At 73.5% G+C, this 21,425-nt stretch carries 22 protein-coding genes and 1 pseudogene; 8 read left to right on the top strand and 15 right to left on the bottom strand.

The window, feature by feature from the left end; genetic code table 11:
* Positions 1-4 precede the first annotated feature (4 nt).
* On the bottom strand, positions 5-634 hold the full coding sequence (locus tag ACI79H_RS05020) for a YdcF family protein (protein WP_456553277.1): 630 nt from the start codon (positions 632-634) through the stop codon (positions 5-7).
* A gap of 82 nt (positions 635-716) precedes the next feature.
* Here ACI79H_RS05020 and ACI79H_RS05015 point away from each other — a divergent pair, with 82 nt between their 5' ends.
* The 4 genes from ACI79H_RS05015 (at position 717) to ACI79H_RS05000 (ending at position 5,694) form a co-directional block, all read left to right on the top strand.
* Positions 717-1,148 (top strand): Fur family transcriptional regulator, encoded by a 432-nt coding sequence (locus ACI79H_RS05015; protein ID WP_456553276.1) that lies wholly within the window; start codon positions 717-719, stop codon positions 1,146-1,148.
* Between the two features lie 34 nt (positions 1,149-1,182).
* Positions 1,183-3,405: a catalase/peroxidase HPI gene (katG, locus tag ACI79H_RS05010; RefSeq protein WP_456553275.1), complete on the top strand. Its 2,223-nt coding sequence runs from the start codon at positions 1,183-1,185 to the stop codon at positions 3,403-3,405.
* A gap of 133 nt (positions 3,406-3,538) precedes the next feature.
* Positions 3,539-4,831 (top strand): zinc metallochaperone AztD, encoded by a 1,293-nt coding sequence (aztD, locus tag ACI79H_RS05005; protein ID WP_456553274.1) that lies wholly within the window; start codon positions 3,539-3,541, stop codon positions 4,829-4,831.
* Positions 4,828-5,694: a metal ABC transporter substrate-binding protein gene (locus tag ACI79H_RS05000; RefSeq protein ID WP_456553273.1), complete on the top strand. Its 867-nt coding sequence runs from the start codon at positions 4,828-4,830 to the stop codon at positions 5,692-5,694. The genes aztD and ACI79H_RS05000 overlap by 4 nt, the downstream gene beginning before the upstream one ends.
* 4 nt (positions 5,695-5,698) lie before the next feature.
* On the opposite strand, the gene ppdK is transcribed toward ACI79H_RS05000, so the two are convergent.
* The 3 genes from ppdK to dusB form a co-directional block, all read right to left on the bottom strand.
* Positions 5,699-8,401, bottom strand: a complete 2,703-nt coding sequence (ppdK, locus tag ACI79H_RS04995; protein ID WP_456553272.1) for a pyruvate, phosphate dikinase — start codon at positions 8,399-8,401, stop codon at positions 5,699-5,701.
* 77 nt (positions 8,402-8,478) lie between these two features.
* A complete protein-coding gene (locus tag ACI79H_RS04990) occupies positions 8,479-8,925 on the bottom strand; it encodes a hypothetical protein (RefSeq protein ID WP_456553271.1) in 447 nt (148 codons plus the stop codon).
* Positions 8,922-10,082 (bottom strand): tRNA dihydrouridine synthase DusB, encoded by a 1,161-nt coding sequence (dusB, locus tag ACI79H_RS04985; RefSeq protein WP_456553270.1) that lies wholly within the window; start codon positions 10,080-10,082, stop codon positions 8,922-8,924. Before dusB ends, ACI79H_RS04990 begins: the two co-directional genes overlap by 4 nt.
* 207 nt (positions 10,083-10,289) lie before the next feature.
* Between dusB and ACI79H_RS04980 the strand changes: the two are divergent.
* The 3 genes and pseudogenes from ACI79H_RS04980 to ACI79H_RS04970 form a co-directional block, all read left to right on the top strand.
* A pseudogene (locus tag ACI79H_RS04980) lies at positions 10,290-10,442 on the top strand (type IV toxin-antitoxin system AbiEi family antitoxin domain-containing protein); the annotation flags it as partial.
* Between the two features lie 33 nt (positions 10,443-10,475).
* On the top strand, positions 10,476-11,372 hold the full coding sequence (locus ACI79H_RS04975) for a type IV toxin-antitoxin system AbiEi family antitoxin domain-containing protein (protein WP_456553570.1): 897 nt from the start codon (positions 10,476-10,478) through the stop codon (positions 11,370-11,372).
* 109 nt (positions 11,373-11,481) lie between these two features.
* On the top strand, positions 11,482-12,111 hold the full coding sequence (locus ACI79H_RS04970; RefSeq protein WP_456553269.1) for a class I SAM-dependent methyltransferase: 630 nt from the start codon (positions 11,482-11,484) through the stop codon (positions 12,109-12,111).
* Here ACI79H_RS04970 and ACI79H_RS04965 read toward each other — a convergent pair.
* From ACI79H_RS04965 to ACI79H_RS04930, 8 genes are all read right to left on the bottom strand, one after another.
* The gene (locus ACI79H_RS04965) at positions 12,081-12,650 is read right to left on the bottom strand and encodes an N-acetyltransferase family protein (protein ID WP_456553268.1); all 570 of its coding nucleotides are present in this window, start codon (positions 12,648-12,650) and stop codon (positions 12,081-12,083) included. The two genes, ACI79H_RS04970 and ACI79H_RS04965, sit on opposite strands and share 31 nt — an antisense overlap.
* Before the next feature lie 8 nt (positions 12,651-12,658).
* The gene (locus ACI79H_RS04960) at positions 12,659-14,077 is read right to left on the bottom strand and encodes a glycine--tRNA ligase (protein WP_456553267.1); all 1,419 of its coding nucleotides are present in this window, start codon (positions 14,075-14,077) and stop codon (positions 12,659-12,661) included.
* Between the two features lie 90 nt (positions 14,078-14,167).
* Complete coding sequence (locus ACI79H_RS04955; RefSeq protein WP_456553266.1) at positions 14,168-14,605, bottom strand: hypothetical protein; 438 nt, start codon at positions 14,603-14,605, stop codon at positions 14,168-14,170.
* A 72-nt stretch (positions 14,606-14,677) separates the two neighbouring features.
* Positions 14,678-15,049 (bottom strand): HNH endonuclease, encoded by a 372-nt coding sequence (locus tag ACI79H_RS04950; RefSeq protein WP_456553265.1) that lies wholly within the window; start codon positions 15,047-15,049, stop codon positions 14,678-14,680.
* A gap of 49 nt (positions 15,050-15,098) precedes the next feature.
* Positions 15,099-15,497: a rhodanese-like domain-containing protein gene (locus tag ACI79H_RS04945; protein ID WP_456553264.1), complete on the bottom strand. Its 399-nt coding sequence runs from the start codon at positions 15,495-15,497 to the stop codon at positions 15,099-15,101.
* Complete coding sequence (locus tag ACI79H_RS04940; RefSeq protein ID WP_456553263.1) at positions 15,494-15,769, bottom strand: antibiotic biosynthesis monooxygenase family protein; 276 nt, start codon at positions 15,767-15,769, stop codon at positions 15,494-15,496. Before ACI79H_RS04940 ends, ACI79H_RS04945 begins: the two co-directional genes overlap by 4 nt.
* Positions 15,770-15,792: 23 nt before the next feature.
* On the bottom strand, positions 15,793-16,557 hold the full coding sequence (locus tag ACI79H_RS04935) for an SDR family NAD(P)-dependent oxidoreductase (protein WP_456553262.1): 765 nt from the start codon (positions 16,555-16,557) through the stop codon (positions 15,793-15,795).
* A 3-nt stretch (positions 16,558-16,560) separates the two neighbouring features.
* Positions 16,561-17,724 carry an acyl-CoA dehydrogenase family protein gene (locus tag ACI79H_RS04930; protein ID WP_456553261.1) on the bottom strand — a complete coding sequence of 388 codons (1,164 nt, stop codon included), beginning with the start codon at positions 17,722-17,724 and terminating at the stop codon, positions 16,561-16,563.
* A gap of 25 nt (positions 17,725-17,749) precedes the next feature.
* Here ACI79H_RS04930 and ACI79H_RS04925 point away from each other — a divergent pair, with 25 nt between their 5' ends.
* On the top strand, positions 17,750-18,964 hold the full coding sequence (locus ACI79H_RS04925; RefSeq protein ID WP_456553260.1) for a CaiB/BaiF CoA transferase family protein: 1,215 nt from the start codon (positions 17,750-17,752) through the stop codon (positions 18,962-18,964).
* Here ACI79H_RS04925 and ACI79H_RS04920 read toward each other — a convergent pair.
* Genes ACI79H_RS04920 through era form a run of 3 tightly spaced genes read right to left on the bottom strand, consistent with a single transcriptional unit; the run spans position 18,956 to position 21,419 of the window.
* Positions 18,956-19,720 (bottom strand): isoprenyl transferase, encoded by a 765-nt coding sequence (locus ACI79H_RS04920; RefSeq protein ID WP_456553259.1) that lies wholly within the window; start codon positions 19,718-19,720, stop codon positions 18,956-18,958. The genes ACI79H_RS04925 and ACI79H_RS04920 overlap by 9 nt on opposite strands.
* Positions 19,717-20,520 (bottom strand): DNA repair protein RecO, encoded by an 804-nt coding sequence (gene recO, locus ACI79H_RS04915; RefSeq protein WP_456553258.1) that lies wholly within the window; start codon positions 20,518-20,520, stop codon positions 19,717-19,719. The genes ACI79H_RS04920 and recO overlap by 4 nt, the downstream gene beginning before the upstream one ends.
* Complete coding sequence (gene era / locus ACI79H_RS04910; RefSeq protein WP_456553257.1) at positions 20,517-21,419, bottom strand: GTPase Era; 903 nt, start codon at positions 21,417-21,419, stop codon at positions 20,517-20,519. The genes recO and era overlap by 4 nt, the downstream gene beginning before the upstream one ends.
* Positions 21,420-21,425: the final 6 nt, after the last annotated feature.

Here is a 21,425-nt window from a genome sequence, read left to right as displayed (position 1 = left end):
CTCCTCAGCCGATCCCCGGAGCGCCGGCCACGGACTCCCCGGTCACGCGGTAGAGCAGGTAGGCCGCCGTCTCCCGCAGGATGTACCGGAACTGCGTGACCCGGGTCTGCACCGCGGGCCCCTGCCGGGTCGGCGAGCTCTCCGCGCTGATGCCCGCGTCCGCGGCCATGCGCTCGGCCCGCATCGCGTGCCACGGGTCGGTGACCAGGACGGCGCTGGACCAGCCGCGCTCCGCGAACGCGCCGGCCACGACCCGCATGCTCTCCAGCGTGTCCACGCCCTCGGGCACGGCGAGCAGCGCGTCGGCGGGGATGCCGGCGGCCGCCAGGTAGTCGCGGCCCGCCTCGGCCTCGGTGAACGCGTCCCCCGCGGCCTTGCCGCCGACGGTGACGATCACGGGGGCGACGCCGGCCTCGTGCAGGGCGAGCGCGTGCTCGAGCCGCGCCTCGAAGATCGAGGACGGGACGCCGTTGTACTGCGCCGATCCCAGCACGACGATCGCGTCGGACGCCGGCCGGGAGTCCTGCCGCGCCGTCCACCAGATGGCCAGGGCGGTGGCCGCGACCAGCAGCAGCGACGCGAGGACGGCGGCACCGATCACCCGCGCCACCAGGCTCCGCAGTCGCACCCCCACGCGTCATGGGTACCACGCCGGTCCGACGGCCAGGGGCCACCCTGGTCTTGATCCGTTCAAGTCCGTGCGGGAAGCTCGGGAGGTGCCGACGACAGCGGACTTCGAGTCGATGCTGCGCAGCGCCGGGTTGCGGGTCACCCGCCCGCGGTTGGCCGTGCTGACCGCCGTGCACGGCAGCCCGCACGCCGACACCGACTCGCTCATCGCGGCGGTGCGCTCGGCCTCGGGCCCGGTGTCCCACCAGGCCGTCTACGACGTCCTCCGGACGCTCACCGAGGTCGGGCTGGTCCGCCGGTTCCAGCCCGAGGGCTCGGTCGCGCGCTACGAGAGCCGCACCGGCGACAACCACCACCACCTGGTCTGCCGCTCGTGCGGAGCCATCGTCGACGTCGACTGCGCGGTGGGCAGCTCGCCCTGCCTGACCGCCAGCGATGATGCCGGGTACGAGATCGACGAGGCGGAGGTCATCTACTGGGGCCGCTGCCCGGACTGCACCGCGGCTGCGTCCGCCTGAGCCCCGAACCACCGCCGCAGAGAAGAGGGAGACCGTGAAGGACGAGACCAACAAGGTCCAGACCGAGAGCACCAGCGAGAGCGAGAACCCGGCGATCCCGTCGCCGGAGGCGCACACCGGGGGGCGCCCGCGGACGAACCGCGACTGGTGGCCCAACCAGGTCGACCTGCAGGTGCTGAACAAGCCCTCCAAGGACTCGGACCCGCTCGGGGAGGACTTCGACTACCGGGCGGCCTTCGCCGAGCTGGACGTCGAGGCGGTCAAGCGCGACGTCGTCGAGGTCATGCGCACGTCCCAGGACTGGTGGCCGGCCGACTGGGGCCACTACGGCCCGCTGTTCATCCGCATGTCCTGGCACGCGGCCGGCACCTACCGCATCGCCGACGGCCGCGGCGGCGGCGGGGAGGGCGGCCAGCGGTTCGCCCCCCTCAACAGCTGGCCGGACAACGCCAACCTGGACAAGGCCCGGCGCCTGCTGCTGCCGATCAAGCAGAAGTACGGCCGGAAGCTCTCCTGGGCCGACCTGCTGGTGCTCGCCGGCAACGTCGCGCACGACGACATGGGCCTGCCGACCTTCGGCTTCGCCTTCGGCCGCCAGGACAGCTGGCAGCCGCAGGAGGTCTTCTGGGGCCCCGAGGACACCTGGCTCGGCGACGAGCGCTACGCCGGTGACGACCCGCTGGACCTGGACGAGGGCCCGCTGGCCAACGTCACCATGGGCCTGATCTACGTCAACCCGGAGGGCCCGAAGGGCAAGCCGGACCCGCTGGGCTCCGGGCACGACATCAAGCAGACCTTCCGCCGCATGGGCATGACCGACGAGGAGACGGTCGCCCTGATCGCCGGCGGTCACACCTTCGGCAAGACCCACGGCGCCGGCAACCCCGAGCTGGTGGGCCCGGAGCCCGAGGGCTGCCCCGTGCACGGCAACGGCCTGGGCTGGATCAGCCAGCACGGCACGGGCAAGGGCGCGGACACCATCACCAGCGGCCTCGAGGGCGCCTGGACCCCGACGCCGACGTCGTGGGACAACTCCTACTGGGACATGCTGTTCGGCTTCGACTGGGAGCTCGTCGAGAGCCCGGCCGGCGCGAAGCAGTGGCAGCCGAGCAACCCCGAGGCGCAGGATCTCGTCCCCGACGCGCACATCGAGGGCAAGAAGAACCCGCCGATGATGTCCACGGCGGACATGGCCCTCAAGGTCGACCCCGAGCTCCGCGCGTACGCCGAGCGCTTCCGGGACGACCCGGAGTACTTCGCCGACCAGTACGCCCGCGCGTGGTTCAAGCTGCTGCACCGCGACATGGGCCCGAAGGTCCGCTACCTGGGCCCCGACGTCCCGGCCGAGGACCTCATCTGGCAGGACCCGGTCCCGGCAGTCGACCACGAGCTCGTGGGCGAGGCGCAGATCGCCGACCTCAAGCAGCGCCTGCTGTCCTCCGGGCTGACCGTCCCCCAGCTGGTGCACACGGCCTGGTCGGCCGCCGCGTCCTACCGCGGCACCGACAAGCGCGGTGGCGCCAACGGCGCCCGGATCCGGCTCGAGCCGCAGATCGGCTGGGCCGCCAACGAGGGCGTCCGTGACGTGCTGCCGGTGCTGGAGCGGGTCAAGGGCGAGTTCGAGCAGCAGACCGGCGCGAAGGTCTCGCTGGCCGACCTGATCGTGCTCGGCGGCAGCGCCGCGGTGGAGAAGGCGGCAGCGGACGCCGGTGTGCAGGTGACCGTGCCGTTCCACCCGGGTCGCACGGACGCCTCGCAGGAGCAGACCGACGTCGAGAACTTCCGGTGGCTCGAGACGCGGGCCGACGGCTTCCGCAACTGGATCGCCCCGGGCAGCAAGCTCCAGCCCGAGACGCTCCTGGTCGACAAGGCGTACATGCTCGAGCTCACCGCCAAGGAGATGACCCTCCTCGTCGGCGGTCTGCGCGTGCTCGGCGCGAACACCGGCGGCGTGCAGCACGGCGTCTTCACCGACCGCCCCGGCGTCCTGTCGCAGGACTTCTTCACCAACCTGCTCGACCTGGGCATCTCGTGGCGGACCGCGGCCGAGGGCGAGGGCGTCTACGAGGGCCTGGACGCGGACGGGAACGTCGTCCGCACCGCCACCGCCGTGGACCTGGTGTTCAACTCGAACTCCATCCTCCGCGGCATCGTCGAGGTCTACTCGGCCGACGACGCGCGGGAGAAGTTCGTCCGCGACTTCGTCGCGGCCTGGGTCAAGGTCATGGAGCTCGACCGCTTCGACCTGCACGGCTGAGCCACCCCTTCGACGCCCCGGCCCGCCTCGTGCGGGCCGGGGCGTCCGCATGTCCGGATCCACCCCTAGTTGCGAATGATTCTCATCGTCAGGCTATGGTGCCGGGGAACGTCCCCGACCACCTGGAGCCCCCGTGCGATCCCGCCCCACCCCCTCCCTCCGCACCGCCGTCCTCGCCGCGGCGCTGCCCCTCGTGCTCGCCGCAGGGTGCGCGTCCGAGGACGACGGCGACGCCGCTGCCGCGCCCACGAGCGAGGCCACCCCCGCCGCCGACGAGCCCACCGAGGTCGGCGCCAGCGCGCCGCGCCTGGCCTTCACCTACGACGGCGGCATCCAGGTCCTGGACGCCACCACGCTCGAGGTCCTCGCCGACGAGCCCCTCGAGGGCTTCAACCGGCTGAACCCGGCCGGCGACGGACGGCACTTCCTCGTCTCGACCCAGGGCGGCTTCCAGCTGCTCGACGGCGGCGCCTGGGCCGAGCCGCACGGCGACCACAGCCACTACTACACCGCCGACCCGCAGCTCACCGACACGGTCTTCCCGGCCGAGAAGCCCGGCCACGTGGTCGCCCACGCCGGCCGCACCGTCCTGTTCGACGACGGCACCGGCGACGTCACCGCCTTCGACAGCGCGCACATCGCCGACGACGACCTCGAGCTGCTCGAGTTCTCCACCCCCGACGCGCACCACGGCGTGGCCGTCGAACTGGCGGACGGCACCGTGCTGGTCTCCGACGGCACCGAGGAGTCGCGCAGCGGGGTGCGCATCCTGGACGCCGACGGCGAGGAGATCACCGCGCGCGACGACTGCCCCTCCGTGCACGGCGAGACCGTCGCCGCCGGGGAGGCGGTCGTCATCGGCTGCCAGGACGGCGCCGTCCTGTACGCGGACGGTGAGCTGACCAAGATCCAGAGCCCGGACGCCTACGGCCGCATCGGCAACCAGTTCGGCACCGAGGACTCAGCCGTGGTGCTCGGCGACTACGAGCGCAGCGCCGAGGACCGGTCGAGCACCGTCGCCCTGATCGACACCGCGACCGCTTCGATGCGGCTGCTCGACCTGCCGGCGCCCTACTGGTACCAGTCCTTCGACCGCGGCCCGGACGGCGAGGGCCTGGTCCTGACCTACGACGGCAACCTGCAGGTCATCGACGTCGTCACCGGCACCGTGACCCGCTCGATCCCGGTCACCGGCCCGTGGCAGGAGTCCGACGACTGGCAGGACCCGCACCCGCAGGTCGTGGTGGTCGACGGCATGGCCTACGTGACCGAGCCCGCCACCCGGGAGATCCACGCCGTCGACATCGCGGCCGGCACCGTCTGGAAGAGCGCCGCCCTCGACGTGGTGCCCAACGAGCTCTCCGGCGTCTCCGGGGACGTCGAGGAGCACGCCGAGCACGAGCACGAGGGCGAGCACGACGAGTGAACCGCGGAGGGACCCTCGGCGTCCTCGCGCTGACGGGCTGCCTCGTCTGCGGGCTCACCGCCTGCGGCGCGGAGGACAGGGCCGCTGACGGGCGGGTGGAGGTGGTCGCCACCTCCTACCCGCTCGCCTACGTCGCGGACGAGGTGGGCGGGGACCTGGTGCAGGTCACCAACCTCACCCCGGGCGGCGGGGACAGCCACGGGCTGGAGCTGTCGCCGCGGGACGTGGTGACGATCGAGGCGGCCGACGTCGTCGTCCACCTGTCCGGCGGCCTCCAGCCGGCGGTGGACGAGACGCTCGACCAGCAGGACCCCGAGCGCCTCGTCGACGCCGCACCGCTGGCCGACCGGGCGGAGGACCCGCACTTCTGGCTGGACCCGGTGCGGCTCGCCGAGCTCGCCGACCAGGTGTCCGACGGGCTCGCGGCGGCCGACCCGGACCACGCCGACGAGTACGCCGCGGGGGCCGAGCGGCTGACCGCCGCGCTGCAGGAGCTCGACGACCGGTACCGCGAGGTGCTGGCCCCGTGCGAGGGGGCGACGCTGCTCGCCTCGCACGAGGCCTTCGGTTACCTCGCCGACCGGTACGGCCTGCGCCAGATCGGCGTCGCCGGCGTCGACCCGCACGTCGAGGTCTCCCCCGCCCGGCTGCGCCGGGTGGCCGACGAGGTGCGGGACACCGGCGCCCGGACGGTCTTCTTCGAGGCCGCCGCGGGGCCGGGGGTGGCGGGGACGCTGGCCGCCGAGCTCGGGCTCGGCACCGGCGTGCTGCACCCGGTCGAGCGGGTGGCCGACGGCGAGACCTATCCGGAGCTGATGGCGGCGAACCTGGACGCCCTCCGCAGCGGCCTGGTCTGCGCCTAAGTCGCTAGGCGCCGGCGCGCTCGCCGCCCAGTGCGGCCCGGCCGGCCTCCAGCCGGGCGACCGGCACCCGGAACGGGGAGCAGGACACGTAGTCCAGGCCCACCTCGTGGAAGAACTGCACCGAGTCGGGGTCGCCGCCGTGCTCGCCGCAGATGCCGAGCTTGAGGTCGGGGCGGGCCGCACGGCCCGCCTCGACCGCGACCTCCACGAGGCGGCCGACGCCCGGGCGGTCGAGCGACTCGAACGGAGAGACGCCGAAGATGCCCTTGTCCAGGTAGGCGTGGAAGAACGCGGCCTCGACGTCGTCCCGGGAGAAGCCCCACGTCATCTGGGTCAGGTCGTTGGTCCCGAACGAGAAGAACTCCGCCGAGCCGGCGATCTCCCCCGCCGTCAGCGCGGCGCGCGGCACCTCGATCATGGTGCCGATCAGCGGCTGCACGTCGATGCCGCAGGTCTCGCACACCTCGGCGAGCACCCGCTGCGCCTCCTCGCGGATCGCCTCCAGCTCCTGCACCGCGCCGACCAGCGGGATCATGATCTCCGGCCGCGGGTCACCGCCGGCCTGCTTCCGCTCGCAAGCCGCCTCGGCGATCGCCCGCACCTGCATGGCGAACAGCCCGGGGACGACCAGGCCCAGGCGCACGCCGCGCAGGCCGAGCATGGGGTTGGACTCGTGCATGCCGCGGACGGCGGCCAGCAGCCGCAGGTTGCCCTCGTCGGGCTCGCCGCGTTCCTCGGCCAGCGCGACGCGCACCGAGAGCTCGGTCAGGTCGGGCAGGAACTCGTGCAGCGGCGGGTCCAGCAGCCGGATGGTCACCGGCAGCCCGTCCATGGCCTCGAAGATCTCCAGGAAGTCCTGCTTCTGCAGCGGCTCCAGCGCGTCCAGCGCGCTCTGCCGCTCCTCGTCGCCGTCGGCCAGGATCAGCTTCTCCACCAGCTGGCGGCGGTCGCCGAGGAACATGTGCTCGGTCCGGCACAGCCCGATGCCCCGGGCGCCGAAGCGGCGGGCACGCGCGGCGTCCTCCGGGGTGTCGGCGTTGGTGCGGACGTCCAGCCGCCGCACCCGGTCGGCGTGGCCGAGGATGCGGTGCACGCTGCGCACGAGCTCGTCGGCCTTTTCGGACGCCGGGTCGATCTCGCCCTCGAAGTAGCGCACCACCGACGACGGCTCGACCGGCACCTCGCCCAGCCACACCTGCCCGGTGGACCCGTCGATCGAGATGACGTCGCCCTCGTGCACGACGGTGCCGTCGGGCGCGGTGAACTTGCGCGCCCGGGTGTCGACCTGCAGCTCCTCGGCACCGCAGACGCACGTCTTGCCCATGCCGCGGGCGACGACGGCGGCGTGCGAGGTCTTGCCGCCGCGGCTGGTGAGCACGCCCTGGGCGGCGATCATCCCGGACAGGTCGTCGGGGTTGGTCTCCCGCCGCACCAGGACGACCTGCTCGCCCCGCCCGGCCCACTGCGCGGCGATCTCCGAGGAGAACACCGCCTTGCCGACGGCGGCGCCCGGTGAGGCGTTCATGCCCTGGGTGAGCTGCCGGGCGTCCCCGCCCGCGACGAACCGCGGGAACATCAGCTGCGCCAGCTGGTCACCGGTGACCCGGCGGACGGCCTCGTCCATGTCGATGAGGTCCTCGTCGACCAGCTGGGCGGCGATGACGAAGGCCGCGGCCGCGGTGCGCTTGCCGACGCGGGTTTGCAGCATCCACAGCTTCTCGCGCTCGACGGTGAACTCGATGTCGCACAGGTCGCGGTAGTGCGCCTCGAGGCGGCTCATGATCGCCATGAGCTCGCCGTAGGCGCCCGCGTCGATGTCCTGCAGCTGCGCCAGCGGCACGGTGTTGCGGATGCCGGCGACGACGTCCTCCCCCTGCGCGTTCTGCAGGTAGTCGCCGTACACGCCCTGCGCGCCGCTGCCCGGGTCCCGGGTGAAGGCGACGCCGGTGCCGGAATCCATGCCGAGGTTGCCGAAGACCATCGCGCACACGTTCACCGCGGTGCCGGCGTCGCCGGGGATCCGCTCCCGCCGCCGGTAGATGACCGCTCGGTCGGAGTTCCACGAGTCGAAGACGGCGGTGATCGCCAGGTCCATCTGCTCCCGCGGGTCCTGCGGGAAGTCCCGGCCGGTGTGCTCGCGCACGATGCCCTTGAACCGCGCCACGACGTCCTGCAGGTGTGCGGCGTCCAGGTCGAGGTCGCTCTCGGTGCCCTGCTCGGCCTTGACCGCGTCCAGGGCGTCGTCGAACAGCTCGCCGTCGATGCCGAGCACCGTCCTGCCGAACATCTGGATCAGCCGGCGGTAGGAGTCCCATGCGAAGCGCTCGCTGCCCGACTGCTGGGCCAGGCCGTGCACCGAGGCGTCGTTGAGCCCGACGTTGAGGACCGTCTCCATCATCCCGGGCATGGACGCGGCGGCCCCGGACCGCACCGAGACCAGCAGCGGGTCGGCCGGGTCGCCGAGGGTCTTGCCCATCGCCTCCTCCAGCGCCCGCAGGTGCTCGCTGACCTGGCCGGCCAGCTCCGCCGGCGTCCCCCCGTGCTCGAGGTAGTGGCGGCAGGCGTCGGTGGTGATGGTGAAGCCCGGCGGGACCGGCAGCCCCAGGTTGGTCATCTCGGCGAGGTTCGCGCCCTTCCCGCCGAGCAGGTCCTTCTGGTCCTTGCTGCCCTGGCTGAAGTCGTAGACCCACGTGGCCCCGCTGGTCATCGCCCCGCACCTCCGCGTCCGCCCACCCGTTCCGGCCTGGAGGGTGATCGTGCCGTACCGGAGCGCGCCCGGCCGGATCAGCCGATGCCGCAGATGCGCGGGCCGTCCTCGCCGATGACCGTGAACTGCGTGGTGCCGCCGTCCTCCCAGCGGACGCCGACCAGCTGCTCGCGGGCGCCCTCGACCGGGTGGTCGCGCACCTCGACGACCTCGCCGCGGCCCGCTCCCCCGTACTCGGAGGCGACCTCGCCGGGCGCCAGCCGCGCCCGCTCCTCCTCGCAGAGCAGCCCGTGCGTGGTCTCGGTGTCGCCCGCATCCAGGGCGGCCAGGAAGACGCCGGTGACCTGGGTGGCCTGCTCGTCGCCCGAGCCCTTGAACACGAAGATGCCGCCGAGCATCAGCACCGCGAGCGCGAGCACGCCGAGCATCCCGAGGACCAGCCAGACCCGCGCGGCGCGCGGCGTGCCGGTGTGCAGCGGGGCCGGCCCGTCGTCGTAGAGGAAGGGACCCTGGGGCGCTGTCATCCGCCGCTCGTCTCCAGTTCGGCGCCCACCGGCGGCCGCGGGTCGTCCCGGTCGGCCAGCCAGCCCTCGGGCAGCGCCACCGGACGGGGCGGGGTGGTGCGCCCGCGCGGCGCCCCGAGGACCGCGGTCGGGTAGGGCTGGTCGGGGATGCGCGCGAGCAGCTCGGCCAGCTCGTCGAGGCTGCTGACCATCGCCAGCGCGCGCCGGACGTCCGACCCGACCGAGAAGCCCTTGAGGTACCAGGCGACGTGCTTGCGGAAGTCGCTGCAGCCGTGCCGCTCGCCGTGGTCGACGGCCAGCAGCGTGGCGTGCCGGTGCATGACCGCAGCGACCTCGCGCATGGTGGGCAGCGCCCGGCGGGACCCCCCCGCGAACGCCGCGGCGAGGTCGCCGAACAGCCACGGGCGGCCCAGGCAGCCGCGGCCGATGACCACCCCCGCGCAGCCGGTCTCTGCGACCATGCGCAGGGCGTCGTCGGCCTCCCAGACGTCGCCGTTGCCGAGCACCGGGATGTCGACGGCCTCGACCAGGCGAGCGATGGGCGCCCAGTCGGCGGTGCCGCTGTAGAGCTGGTCGGCGGTGCGGCCGTGCAGCGTGATCGCCGCGGCGCCCTCGTCCTGGGCGATCCGGCCGGCGTCGAGGTAGGTGACGTGGTCGGGGTCGATGCCGATGCGGGTCTTGATGGTGACCGGGACGTCGCCCGCGGCGCGCACGGCCGAGCGCACGATGTCGCGCAGCAGGACGCGGCGCCACGGCAGCGCGGAGCCGCCACCCTTGCGGGTCACCTTGGGCACCGGGCAGCCGAAGTTGAGGTCGATGTGCGCCGGGCGGGTGCCGGCGACGCCCTCGTCGACCAGCATCTCCACGGCCCGGCCGACCGTCGCCGGGTCCACGCCGTAGAGCTGGACGGAGAACGCGTCCTTCTCGTCGGCGGTCGCGCGGATCATCCGCAGCGTCTTGTCGTTCCGCTCGACCAGCGCCCGCGTGGTGATCATCTCGCAGACGTAGAGGCCGGCCCCGAACTCGCGGCACAGCGTGCGGAACGCCGGGTTGGTGATGCCGGCCATCGGCGCGAGCACCACCGCGGGGTCCACGGTGAGCGCCCCGAGCCGCAGCGGCGGGAGCGCCGTCGTCGTCGGCTCGAGCGTGGCGGTCACGGCACCCAGGGTAGGCGGCGCGGTGCGACCCCCTCGTCCCTCACCCAGCTCGACGCGTCCAGCCGCCCGTGCGGACGTCCAGCCGCAGTGCGGCGCGGCTGGACGTCGACCGGACTGGCGGTACGCCGTCGTCCCCAGCCGGATGCCGCATCCACAACCTTGCTCCGGCCACCTCCCGCCGTGGCCCGTAGGGGACACCGTCGCTCGATGAGCAACGTCCCTGCCGCGCCCCTGGCCGTCACCGAACCCGCCCGACGGCGGCTCGGGATCTTCACCACCTCCGAACTCACCGCCCGAGGAGTGAGCCAGCGGGAGGTGGCCACCGCAGTGCGAGCCGGTGCGTGGGTGCGGCTGCGACCGGGTGTCTTCGTCAGCGCCACCGACCTCGCCGAGGTGGAGCGCACCGGCCGCCGCCCCGGGCTGGATGCCTTGGCGGTCACTGCGAGCCTGGACCGCACCTCGGCCGTCTTCAGCGGCGCCACCGCGGCCTGGGTCTGGGGTCTCCCCCGACCCCGGGCCGAACCCCACCTCGTGCAGCTGACGGACGCACAGCGCTGGCGTCGGGGTCGGGGCTGGTCCATGACCCACGCGGGCCTGCCCGACGACGAGGTGACCGTTCGCGGCGCCTACCGCGTGACGACCGCTGCCCGCACCGTGGTCGACCTGGCACGCGCCTGGCGCGAGGTCGATGCCGTCGCCGCCGTCGACGCGGCCCTGCTGCGCGGGCTGACCACCCGCAATGAGCTCGATCGGGTGCTGGGGCGGCAGGCGAGCGTGCCGGGGATCCCGCGCTCTGTGCGCGCGGTGGCACTCGCCGACGGCCGGGCGGAGTCGTGGCTGGAGACCTGCGGCCGGCTGACGTTCGGCGCGCTCGGTCTGCCTCCCTTCCAGCCCCAGGTCGAGCTCTGGGTCGAGGGACGGCTCGTGAAGGTCGCCGACGGCTGGTACGACGAGGCCGCTCTGGCCGTGGAGTTCGACGGGCGCGTCAATTACCGCCGGCCGGGCTTCGGCCGAACCCCGGAGCAGGAGCTCTGGCGGGAGAAACGGACCGAGGACCTCCTCCGGTCCCTGGGTGTCCGTTTCGTCAGGGTCGCCGGGGACGACCTGTCGCCGTCCGGCCGCGTCCGGCTGGAGCGGTTGCTGAGACGTCAGCTGGCGACGCCGGGGCCGGCAGCCCGGGGGTTCGCGGTGGTGCCCAGGGACACGGGCCGGTGGCAAGGGGGCGATGCCGGGGACGACGGCTGGCTGCGTCGCACCGACGACCGGGTGGGCGCAGACGACCGACGTTGAGCCGGACGGCACGACGTCCGGCCGCGTCGCACCGCGGCTGGACGTCCCACGCTGCGGCGGGACCGGCGCGGATACCCGTCCCGTCCCCCGGCTCTGGCAGCCTCGCCGCATGATCACGGACTGGGACCACAACAGCTGGTACCACCGGCTGCTCCTGCGCCAGGTGCCCGAGGGGGCCGAGCGCGTGCTGGACGTCGGCTGCGGCGCCGGCACCCTGGCCCGCCGCCTCGCGGCCACCGTCCCGCACGTCGAGGGCATCGACCGCTCGCCGGTGATGATCGACGCCGCCCGCCGGTCGGCCCCGCCGAACCTCTCGCTGCGGGTCGCCGACGCGATGGACACCGACATCCCGGACGACGCCTACGACGCCGTCCTCAGCGTGGCGGTCCTCCACCACCTGCCGCTGGCCGAGGCCCTGCCCCGGATGGCCGGGTGGCTGCGACCCGGCGGCGTCCTGGCGGCCGTGGCCCTGCCCCGGGTGGAGCTGCCCCGCGACCTGCCGGTCCAGCTCGCCTCCGCCGTCGGGCACCACGGTCTGGGCCTGGTGTTCGCCGCCGTGCGGCCGGTCACCGGCGCCCAGCTGTGGCGGCACGAGGACACCCACGACGTCATGCCCGTGCAGGACGGCGCGCTGACCACCCGCGAGGTGAGGGCGCAGGCCGGGGCGGTGCTGCCCGGCGTCCAGGTGCGGCAGCTGCTGTTCTGGCGCTACCTGCTCGTGTGGCAGAAGCCGGCCTGATCCGCTCCCGTGAGGGACCGCTCGTACAGGAGCAGCTCCGGGTGCGGCGGGAAGGTGCTCCAGGTGCGCTCGCCCGTCGGCCGCCAGCCGTGCCGCTCGTAGAAGCGCCGAGCGCGGGCGTTGCCCGCGAACACCTTGAGCCAGGTCCGCTCGACTCCCCGGCGGCGCAGGAGGCCGAGCACCGCGTCGTGCGCGGCGTCCGACACCTCCGTGCCCCAGTGCTCGACGGCGATGCCGAGGTGCAGGAGCTCGTCCCCGCGCACCGCGGCGAAGCCCACGACGTCCTCGCGCAGCAGGACCACGGCGCAGTCGATCCCCGGGTCGGGGATCTCCTCCGACCAGCGGCTCGCCACGTCCTCCCGTGGGAACGGGTGCTCGTCCTGGGGGAAGACCGCCGCCAGCGCGCGGATCGCGCCCGGCTCCTGCACGGCGAGGACCGCGGGGACGTCGCCGCTCGTCATCGACCGCAGCCGGACCGTGGCCGAAGCGTGTGCGCCCGGGCCCGGTTCCGCGTGCCGGAACCGGGCCCCGGCGCACACCGTCGGGCTCAGCAGCCGACGAGGCGTGCGGCCAGGTAGGACTCGACCTGGTCCAGGCCGACCCGCTCCTGGCTCATCGAGTCCCGCTCGCGGATGGTCACGGCCTGGTCCTCGAGGGTGTCGAAGTCGACCGTGATGCAGAACGGCGTCCCGACCTCGTCCTGGCGGCGGTACCGCCGGCCGATGGCACCGGCGTCGTCGAAGTCGACGTTCCAGTTCCGCCGCAGCGCGGTGGCCAGGTCCTTCGCCTTCGGGGAGAGGTCGGCGTTGCGCGACAGCGGCAGGACGGCGGCCTTCACCGGCGCCAGCCGGGGGTCGAGGGTGAGCACCGTGCGGGTGTCGACGCCGCCCTTGGCGTTGGGCGCCTCGTCCTCGGTGTAGGCCTCGATGAGGAAGGCCATCAGCGAGCGGGTCAGGCCGGCCGCCGGCTCGATGACGTACGGCGTCCAGCGGGTGTTGGTCGCCTGGTCGAAGTAGGACAGGTCGGTGCCCGAGTGCTCGGTGTGGGTCTTCAGGTCGAAGTCGGTGCGGTTGGCGATGCCCTCGAGCTCACCCCACTCCGAACCCTGGAAGCCGAAGCGGTACTCGATGTCGACGGTGCGCTTCGAGTAGTGCGACAGCTTCTCCTTCGCGTGCTCGTAGTGCCGCAGGTTGTCCGGGTCGATGCCGAGGTCGGTGTACCAGGCCGTCCGCTGGTCGATCCAGTACTGGTGCCACTGCTCGTCGGTGCCCGGCTCGACGAAGAACTCCATCTCCATCTGCTCGAACTCGCGGGTGCGGAAGATGAAGTTGCCGGGGGTGATCTCGTTGCGGAACGACTTGCCGATCTGGCCGATACCGAACGGCGGCTTCTTGCGCGCGGCGCCCATGACGTTGGCGAAGTTGACGAAGATGCCCTGCGCGGTCTCGGGGCGCAGGTAGTGCAGCCCGGACTCGTCCTCGACGGGGCCCAAGTAGGTCTTGAGCATCATGTTGAAGTCGCGCGGCTCGGTCCACGCGCCCTTGGTGCCGCAGTTCGGGCAGGTGATGTCGGCCAGGCCGTTCTCCGGCGCCCGCCCCTTGCGCGCCTCGAAGTCCTCCTCGAGGTGGTCGGCCCGGAAGCGCTTGTGGCAGCTCTGGCACTCGGTCAGCGGGTCGGTGAAGACGCCGACGTGGCCCGAGGCCACCCAGGTCTGGCGGGGCAGGATCACCGAGGAGTCCAGGCCGACGATGTCGTCCCGGCTCTGGACGACGGTGCGCCACCACTGCTTCTTGATGTTCTCCTTGAGCTCGACGCCCAGCGGACCGTAGTCCCAGGCGGAGCGGGTGCCGCCGTAGATCTCCCCGGACGGGAAGACGAAGCCCCGTCGCTTGCAGAGGTTGACGACCTTGTCCAGGCGCTGCGGGTCGCGCTTGCGGTCGGTCGTTTCGGGAGTGCTGGTTGCCACGAGGGGATGCTCCATCCGGCTGGCGGTCGGCGGTTGACCCCTAGACGTTAGTCGGCGCGCCGGGCCCTCCCGACCGCGGTCGGCGCGACCTCACGCGCCCCGGAGCAGCAGCAGCCAGGCCACCGCCGACCCGAGGATCACCAGGAGGGGCACGAGGGCCAGCAGCACCCACGGCCAGCGGCGCGGGGTGGCGCCCACCCGCACCGGCTCGATGGGGCGGTGCCGCATCTCCGGCGCGCTGAAGGCCAGCGTCCGCTCCCGCACCGGCCCGGGTGACCGCACGATCTCGTCGGTGCGGCGCCCCGCGGCGCGGCGTACCTCGGCGGCTGCGGGGTCGGGGGCCTCCGGAGCAGGCCGGACCGGTGGTGCGAGGGGGCCCGGGACCGCGGTGGTCGGCGCGTCCACGGCTCCGCGGAGCCCGGCCCACGCCTCGGGCAGCGCCGGCGGTGGCCGGTCGGGCAGCGGCGGGAGGGTGATGTCGCGCGTCGGCCCGTCGGCCACCCGGGGGTCGTCGGTCCGATCGGTCATGCCGGCGCCTCCGCGGTGCCTCGGCCCGCCGACGGCGGGGCTCCTGTGTCCGGTGCCCGCCGCTCCCCCGACCTACGCCTCGGCGTGCACGACCTCGTCGCAGAAGTGCTCGGCCAGCAGCATCCGCACCTCGGCGTGCCGGACCAGGAACGCCCGCTCGTCCAGCCGCTTGCGGCGCATCCAGCCGGTGACCTCGTCGTTGCACTTGCTCGCGTTGCACGAGCCGCAGGCCGGCGCGATGTTGTCCAGCGTGTAGCGCCCGCCCCGCGAGATCGGCAGCACGCAGTCACGCTGCATCGGGACGCCGGTGGCACCGCAGTACGCGCAGCCGCCCCACAGCTCCTGCAGCGCCGTCCACTGCTCGCGGGTCAGGTCGTGCTCGACGGCGTCCATGCGGCGCTTGCGGCGGCGGGCGTACCGGGCGGTGCGGGTGCGGCTGGCCACCGGCCGACCGTAGGCGCTCAGCAGCCCCGGTCGTGGGACCTCCGCGACGTCACTCCCGCACGTCGGCCGGGCCCTCGTCCACCGGCAGCCCGGCGGCGAGCCACGCCTCGACGCCGCCGTCGAGGTCGGTGGCCCGGTGCAGCCCCACCGCGCGCAGCGAGGCGGCGGCGAGGCTGGAGCTGAAGCCCTGCCGGCACACGACGACGACCTCGAGGTCGTAGCCGGTCGCCTCGGGGATCCGGGCGTCCGACGCCGGGTCCAGCCGCCACTCCAGCACGGTCCGGTCGATGACCACCGCCCCCGGCAGCTCGCCCTGGCGCCGGCGCTGGACCTCCGTGCGGGTGTCCACGACCAGCGCGCCGCGCGCCTGCGCCTCGACCACCTCGCGCGGAGCGAGCCGGCGGACCCCCGCCCGGCTCGCCGCCAGCACGGCGTCGACCCCCGTCACGCCGGGTCGTCGGGCACGTAGACGCCCGGCTCGTCGAGCGCGTGCACCCACACCGGCGCCCCGGCGATCTTCACCGCGGCCGCCGAGAGCCCCCGCCGGTAGGCGCCGACGCCGTCCCAGCGGGTGACCAGCGCCCACAGGTCGGGGTCGTCGGCGGCGCGGCCGAAGTCGCCACCGCGGAATCCGGGCATCGCGCCGAGCGCCTCCAGCAGCGGACCGACCGCCGCCAGCAGGGCCGCCTGGTCCTCGCCCGTCGCCCGGAGGCGGGTCACCGCGAACACCGGTCCGCCCCCGCTCAGCGCGGCGCCATGCGGATGGCGCCGTCGAGGCGGATGGTCTCGCCGTTCAGGTAGCCGTTCTCCAGGATCTGCGCGGCCAGCAGCCCGAACTCCGCGGTGTTCCCCAGCCGCGGCGGGTTCGGCACCGAGGCCTCCAGGGACGCGCGCACGTCCTCGCGCAGCCGCGCCAGCAGCGGCGTGTCCATGATCCCCGGCGCGATCGTGCAGACCCGGATCGCCTTCGAGGCGAGGTCGCGGGCGGCGTTGAGGGTCATGCCGACGATGGCGGCCTTGGAGGCGGTGTACGGCAGCTGGCCGATCTGGCCCTCGTAGGCGGCGACCGACGCCGTCAGCACGATCGCGCCGCGCTCGCCGTCGACCGGCTCGGTGCGCGCCATGCGCGCGGCGCCCAAACGCAGGGCGTTGAAGGAGCCGGTGACGTTGAGCTTGACCACCCACTCGAAGTCCTCGAGCGACCCGGGCTCGCCGTCCTTGTCCAGGACCCGCAGCCGCCGGCCGGCGCCGGCGCAGTGCACCAGGCCGCGCAGCGGGCCGTCCTCGCCGGCGGCGTCCAGGGCGGCGGCGAACTGCTCGCTGTCGGTGACGTCGGCCGGGGCGAACCGGGCGGCGTCCCCCAGGTCGGAGGCCACCTGCTCGCCGGCCGAGCTGGGCAGGTCGATGATCGTCACCCGGCCGCCGGCGGCGACCAGCCGCTGGGCGGTGGCCAGGCCGAGGCCGGAGGCGCCGCCGGTGACGGCGGTGGTCAGTCCGTTGAGCTGCATGGGTCAGATTCCCTCTCGGTTGCGGTCCCGGGCGACGAGCTGGGCGGCGATGACGTTGCGCTGCACCTCGTTGGTGCCCTCGCCGAGGATCATCAGCGGGGCGTCGCGGAAGTACCGCTCGACGTCGTACTCGCGGGAGTAGCCGTAGCCGCCGTGCACCCGCATCGCGTCCAGCGCGACCTGCATGGCCGTCTCGGAGGCGAACAGCTTCGCCATCCCGGCCTCGAGATCGGCGCGCTGCCCGCCGTCGAGCACCGCCGCGGCGTCCAGGGTCATGAGCCGGGCGGCGCGGGTCCTCGTCGCCATGTCGGCGAGCAGGTTGCCGACCGACTGGTGCTGCCAGATCGGCTTGCCGAAGGTTTCGCGGTCCTGGGCGTAGGTCAGCGCCGCCCGGAGCGCGGCCTGCGCCACCCCGACCGCCCGCGCCGCGACCTGGATCCGGCCGACCTCCAGCCCGCGCATCATGTGCCGCCAGCCGTGCCCGGGCTCCCCGCCGAGGACGGCGGAGGCCGGCACCCGCATCGCGTCGAAGGAGAGCTCGCACGCCTCGACGCCGCGGTAGCCCAGCTTGGGGATCTTGCCCGAGACCGTCAGGCCCTCGCCGGGCTCCACCAGGACGACGCTCATGCCCGCGTGCGCCGGGACGGCGGTGCGGTCGGTCTTGCACAGCAGCCCGATGAGGCCGGAGTGCTGGGCGTTGGAGATCCAGGTCTTGGACCCGGTGATGACCAGGTCCTCGCCGTCGGCCTGCGCGTGGGTGCGCATGCCCTGCAGGTCGCTGCCCCCGGACGGCTCGGTCAGCGCCATGGTGGCGCGCACCCGGCCCTCGGCCATCGCCGGGAGGTAGCGCTGCTGCTGCTCCGGCGTCCCGAAGCCGGCGATCAGGTAGCTGATCACCGAGTGGCCGCCGATGGCGCCGGCCAGGCTCATCCAGCCGCGGGCCAGCTCCTCGGTGACGCGGGCGAAGCAGGCCGCGCTGACTCCCGCCCCGCCGTGCTCGGTGGGCACCAGGAGACCGAAGAAGCCGAGCTCCTTCATCTCCTCGATGAACGGCTCGGGGTACTCGTCGACCGACTCGAACTCCCGCACCCGGGGCGCGACGCGCTCGTCGACGAAGCGCGCGACCAGCGCGACCATCTCCTGCTCGTCGGCTGTCAGGGCGCTCATGGGCCGGACACTATGTTGTGCCCCCATGACCGCCGTCACACCCCTCCCCCTGCCGCTGACCGGGATCACGGTGGTGGCACTGGAGCAGGCGGTGGCCGCTCCGCTGGCCACCCGGCACCTGGCCGACCTGGGCGCCCGCGTGGTCAAGATCGAGCGGGTGGGTGAGGGCGACTTCGCCCGGCACTACGACGGCGCCGTGCACGGGCTGGCCTCGCACTTCGTCTGGCTGAACCGGGGCAAGGAATCGATCGCGCTCGACCTGAAGTCCGACGACGGCCGGGCGGTGGTCCGGTCCCTCGTCGCCGGCGCCGACGTCTTCCTGCAGAACCTCGCGCCCGGGGCGGCCGAGCGGCTCGGGCTGGGTGCCGAGGCACTGCGGGCGGACCGGCCGCAGCTCGTCGTCGTCAACATGTCCGGCTACGGCACCGCCGGTCCGCGGCGGGACCGCAAGGCCTACGACATGCTCATCCAGGCCGAGACCGGCCTGGTCTCGGTCACCGGCACGCCGGAGACGGCGACCAAGACCGGGGTGCCCGCCTCCGACATCGCCGCGGGCCTGTACGCCAGCCAGTCGGTGCTCGCCGCGCTGTTCCGCCGGGAGCGCACGGGCGAGGGGGCGACGGTCGAGGTGTCGATGTTCGACGCCACCGCCGAGTGGCTGGGCCACCAGATGTACATGGCGATGTACGCCGGCCGGCAGGTGCCCCGCATGGGCCTGAGCCACGCCGCGATCGCGCCGTACGACGCCTACCCGACCACGGACGGCCAGGTGCTCATCGGGGTGCAGAACGACCGCGGGTGGCAGGACCTGGTGATCAAGGTGTTCGACCGCCCGGAGCTGGCCGAGCACCCGCGCCTGCGCACCAACGTGCTGCGCGTGACCAACCGGGAGGAGTGCGACGCGGTGGTCGCCGCGGAGACCCGCGGCTGGACGACGGCCGACCTCGATGCGCGGCTGGCCGAGGCGGGGGTGCCGGCGGCGCAGATCAACGACCTGCAGGGGCTGATCGATCACCCGCAGCTCAGCGAGCGGGACCGGTGGCGCGAGGTCGGCACCCCGGCCGGCCCGGTGCGGGCCATCCTGCCGCCGATGACGTTCACCGACGTCGAGCTGGCCATGGGCGACGTCCCGGACCTGGGCGAGCACTCGACCGCGCTGCTGGCCGAGTTCGGCTACGACGACGCGGAGATCGAGCGGCTGGTCGCGGCCGGCGTGGTGGGCCGGCCCACCTCAGGCTGAGCCGAACCGCCGCTGGCGGGAGGCGTACTCCTCGCACGCCGCCCAGAGGTGCCGGCGGTCGAAGTCGGGCCACAGCGTGTCCAGGAAGACGAACTCGGCGTAGGCCGACTGCCACAGCAGGAAGTTGCTGGTGCGGTTCTCCCCCGAGCTGCGCACGAACAGGTCGACGTCGGGCATGTCCGGTTCGTCGAGGAACCGCGCGATGGTCCTCTCGTCGATCTTGTCCGGGTTCAGCCGGCCGGCGGCGACCTCGCGGCCGATGGCCGCGGCGGCGTCGGCGATCTCGGCCCGGCCGCCGTAGTTCACGCACATGGTGAGCGTGAGGACGTCGTTGTCGCGGGTGAGCTCCTCGGCGATCTCCAGCTCCTTGATCACCGAGCGCCACAACCGTGGCCGGCGGCCCGCCCAGCGCACCCGCACACCCAGTTCGTGCATCTCGTCGCGGCGCCGGCGGATCACCTCGCGGTTGAAGCCCATGAGGAAGCGGACCTCGTCCGGGCTGCGCCGCCAGTTCTCCGTGGAGAAGGCGTAGGCGCTGATGCCCTTGATGCCGAGCTCGATGGCGCCCTCGACGCAATCGAAGAGGGAGGACTCCCCCGCCTCGTGCCCGGCGGTGCGCGGCAGCCCGCGCTCCTTGGCCCAGCGGCCGTTGCCGTCCATGACGATCGCGACGTGCCCGGGCACCTTGTCCTGCGGCAGCTCCGGCGGGCGGGCGCCCGACGGGTGCGGGTTCGGCGCCTTGACCTCGCGTCTCACGCGCCGCTCCCCACGACCAGCGGCGCGGCCGGCTGCACGACCGCGGGGCGGGCGTCGGAGCGGTCGACCAGCGGCAGCGACCGCAGCCCGCGCTCGAGGTGCCACTGCAGCATCGCGGCCACCAGCCCGCTGCTCTCCCGGCGGTTGGTGCCCTGGCTGGCATCGGCCCGCGCCCAGTCGCCGGTCAGCAGTGCCTCCATCAGCTCGAGGGTGACCGGGCTGGGCATCGCCGAGCCGGTGGGCCGGCACGGCGGGCACACCGTGCCGCCGGCCGGGACGGAGAAGTGGCGGTGCGGCCCGGCCTCGCCGCAGCGGGCGCAGTCACCGAGCGCGGGCTCCCAGCCGGCCACCGACATCGCCCGCAGCAGGAAGGCGTCGAGCACCAGGCCGGGCTGGTGGGTCCGCTCGCCCAGGGTGCGCAGCGCCCCGACGACCAGCAGGAACATCCGCAGCGAGGGCTCCTTCTCCTCGGCGGTGAGCCGGTCGGCGGTCTCCAGCACGGCGGTGCCGGCGGTGTAGGCCGGGTAGTCCGCGACGATCTCCTGGCCGTAGGAGCGGATCGACTCGACCTGGCTGACGATGTCGAGGTTGCGCCCGGTGTAGAGCTGCAGGTCGACGTGGGTGAACGGCTCGAGACGGGCGCCGAACTTGCTCTTCGTGCGGCGCACCCCCTTGGCGACCGCGCGCACCTTGCCCGTGCGGCGGGTGAGCACGGTGACGATCCGGTCGGCCTCACCCAGCTTCTGGGTGCGCAGCACGATGCCCTCGTCGCGGTAGAGGGCCTTCGGGGTGGTGCTCAATAGCCCAGCCTGTTCAGCTTCTTCGGGTCGTCCTGCCACTCCCCGAGCACCGTGACGTGCAGGTCGAGGTGGACGCGGGCGCCCAGCAGCGTCTCCATGCCCACGCGGGCCTCGCTGCCGATGGCCTTGATGATCGAGCCGCCCTTGCCCAGCAGCATCGGCTTCTGGCTGTTGCGCTCGACGTGCAGCAGCGCGTGCACCTCGACCAGGTCGCGGTCGGGCCGGCGGTTGATCTCTTCGATGGTGACCGCCAGCGAGTGCGGCACCTCCTGGAACACCTTCTCCAGCGCCGCCTCGCGGACCAGCTCGGCCAGCTGACGCTCCACGTCCTCGTCGGTGGTCTGCTCCTCCGGGTAGAGCGGCGGGCCCTCCGGGAGCAGGCCGATGAGCAGGTCCTCCAGCAGCTCCACCTGGTCGCCGGCCACCGCGCTCACCGGCACGATCTCCGCGGCCTCGACCAGCTGGCTGGCGGCCACGAGCTGCTCGGCGACGACCTTCTTCGACGCCGCGTCGGTCTTGGTCACGACCAGCACGACCGGCGCCTTGACCTCGCGCAGCTGCCGGGCGATGAACTTGTCACCGGTGCCCACGGGCTGGTCGGCGGGGACGCAGAAGACGATCACGTCGACGTCGGAGAGCGTGTCCCGGACGACGTCGTTGAGCCGCTTGCCCAGCAGGCTCTTCGGCTTGTGCAGGCCGGGGGTGTCGACCAGCACGATCTGGCCCTGCGGCTTGTGCACCACCCCGCGGATGGCGTGCCGGGTGGTCTGCGGCCGGTTGCTGACGATGCCGACCTTCTCGCCGACCAGCGCGTTGGTCAGCGTCGTCTTGCCGGCGTTCGGGCGGCCCACCAGGGCGACGAAGCCGCTGCGGTGCGGCGTCTGCTCAGGTGTGCTCACGGGGAC

The organism is Blastococcus sp. SYSU D01042 (assembly GCF_054050515.1).
The sequence above is the reverse complement of the archived record's forward strand: the minus strand, read 5'-3'. Positions and strand labels throughout refer to the sequence as shown.

What these genes read in the sequence shown, in the direction of transcription:
- ppdK (WP_456553272.1), bottom strand. Translation starts at nt 8,401, where the DNA reads ATGACCAGCGGGGCCACGTGGGTCTACGACTTCAGCCAGGGCAGCAAG.
- ACI79H_RS04990 (WP_456553271.1), bottom strand. Translation starts at nt 8,925, where the DNA reads ATGACAGCGCCCCAGGGTCCCTTCCTCTACGACGACGGGCCGGCCCCG.
- ACI79H_RS04970 (WP_456553269.1), top strand. Translation starts at nt 11,482, where the DNA reads ATGATCACGGACTGGGACCACAACAGCTGGTACCACCGGCTGCTCCTG.
- ACI79H_RS04955 (WP_456553266.1), bottom strand. Translation starts at nt 14,605, where the DNA reads ATGACCGATCGGACCGACGACCCCCGGGTGGCCGACGGGCCGACGCGC.
- ACI79H_RS04935 (WP_456553262.1), bottom strand. Translation starts at nt 16,557, where the DNA reads ATGCAGCTCAACGGACTGACCACCGCCGTCACCGGCGGCGCCTCCGGC.
- ACI79H_RS04930 (WP_456553261.1), bottom strand. Translation starts at nt 17,724, where the DNA reads ATGAGCGCCCTGACAGCCGACGAGCAGGAGATGGTCGCGCTGGTCGCG.
- ACI79H_RS04925 (WP_456553260.1), top strand. Translation starts at nt 17,750, where the DNA reads ATGACCGCCGTCACACCCCTCCCCCTGCCGCTGACCGGGATCACGGTG.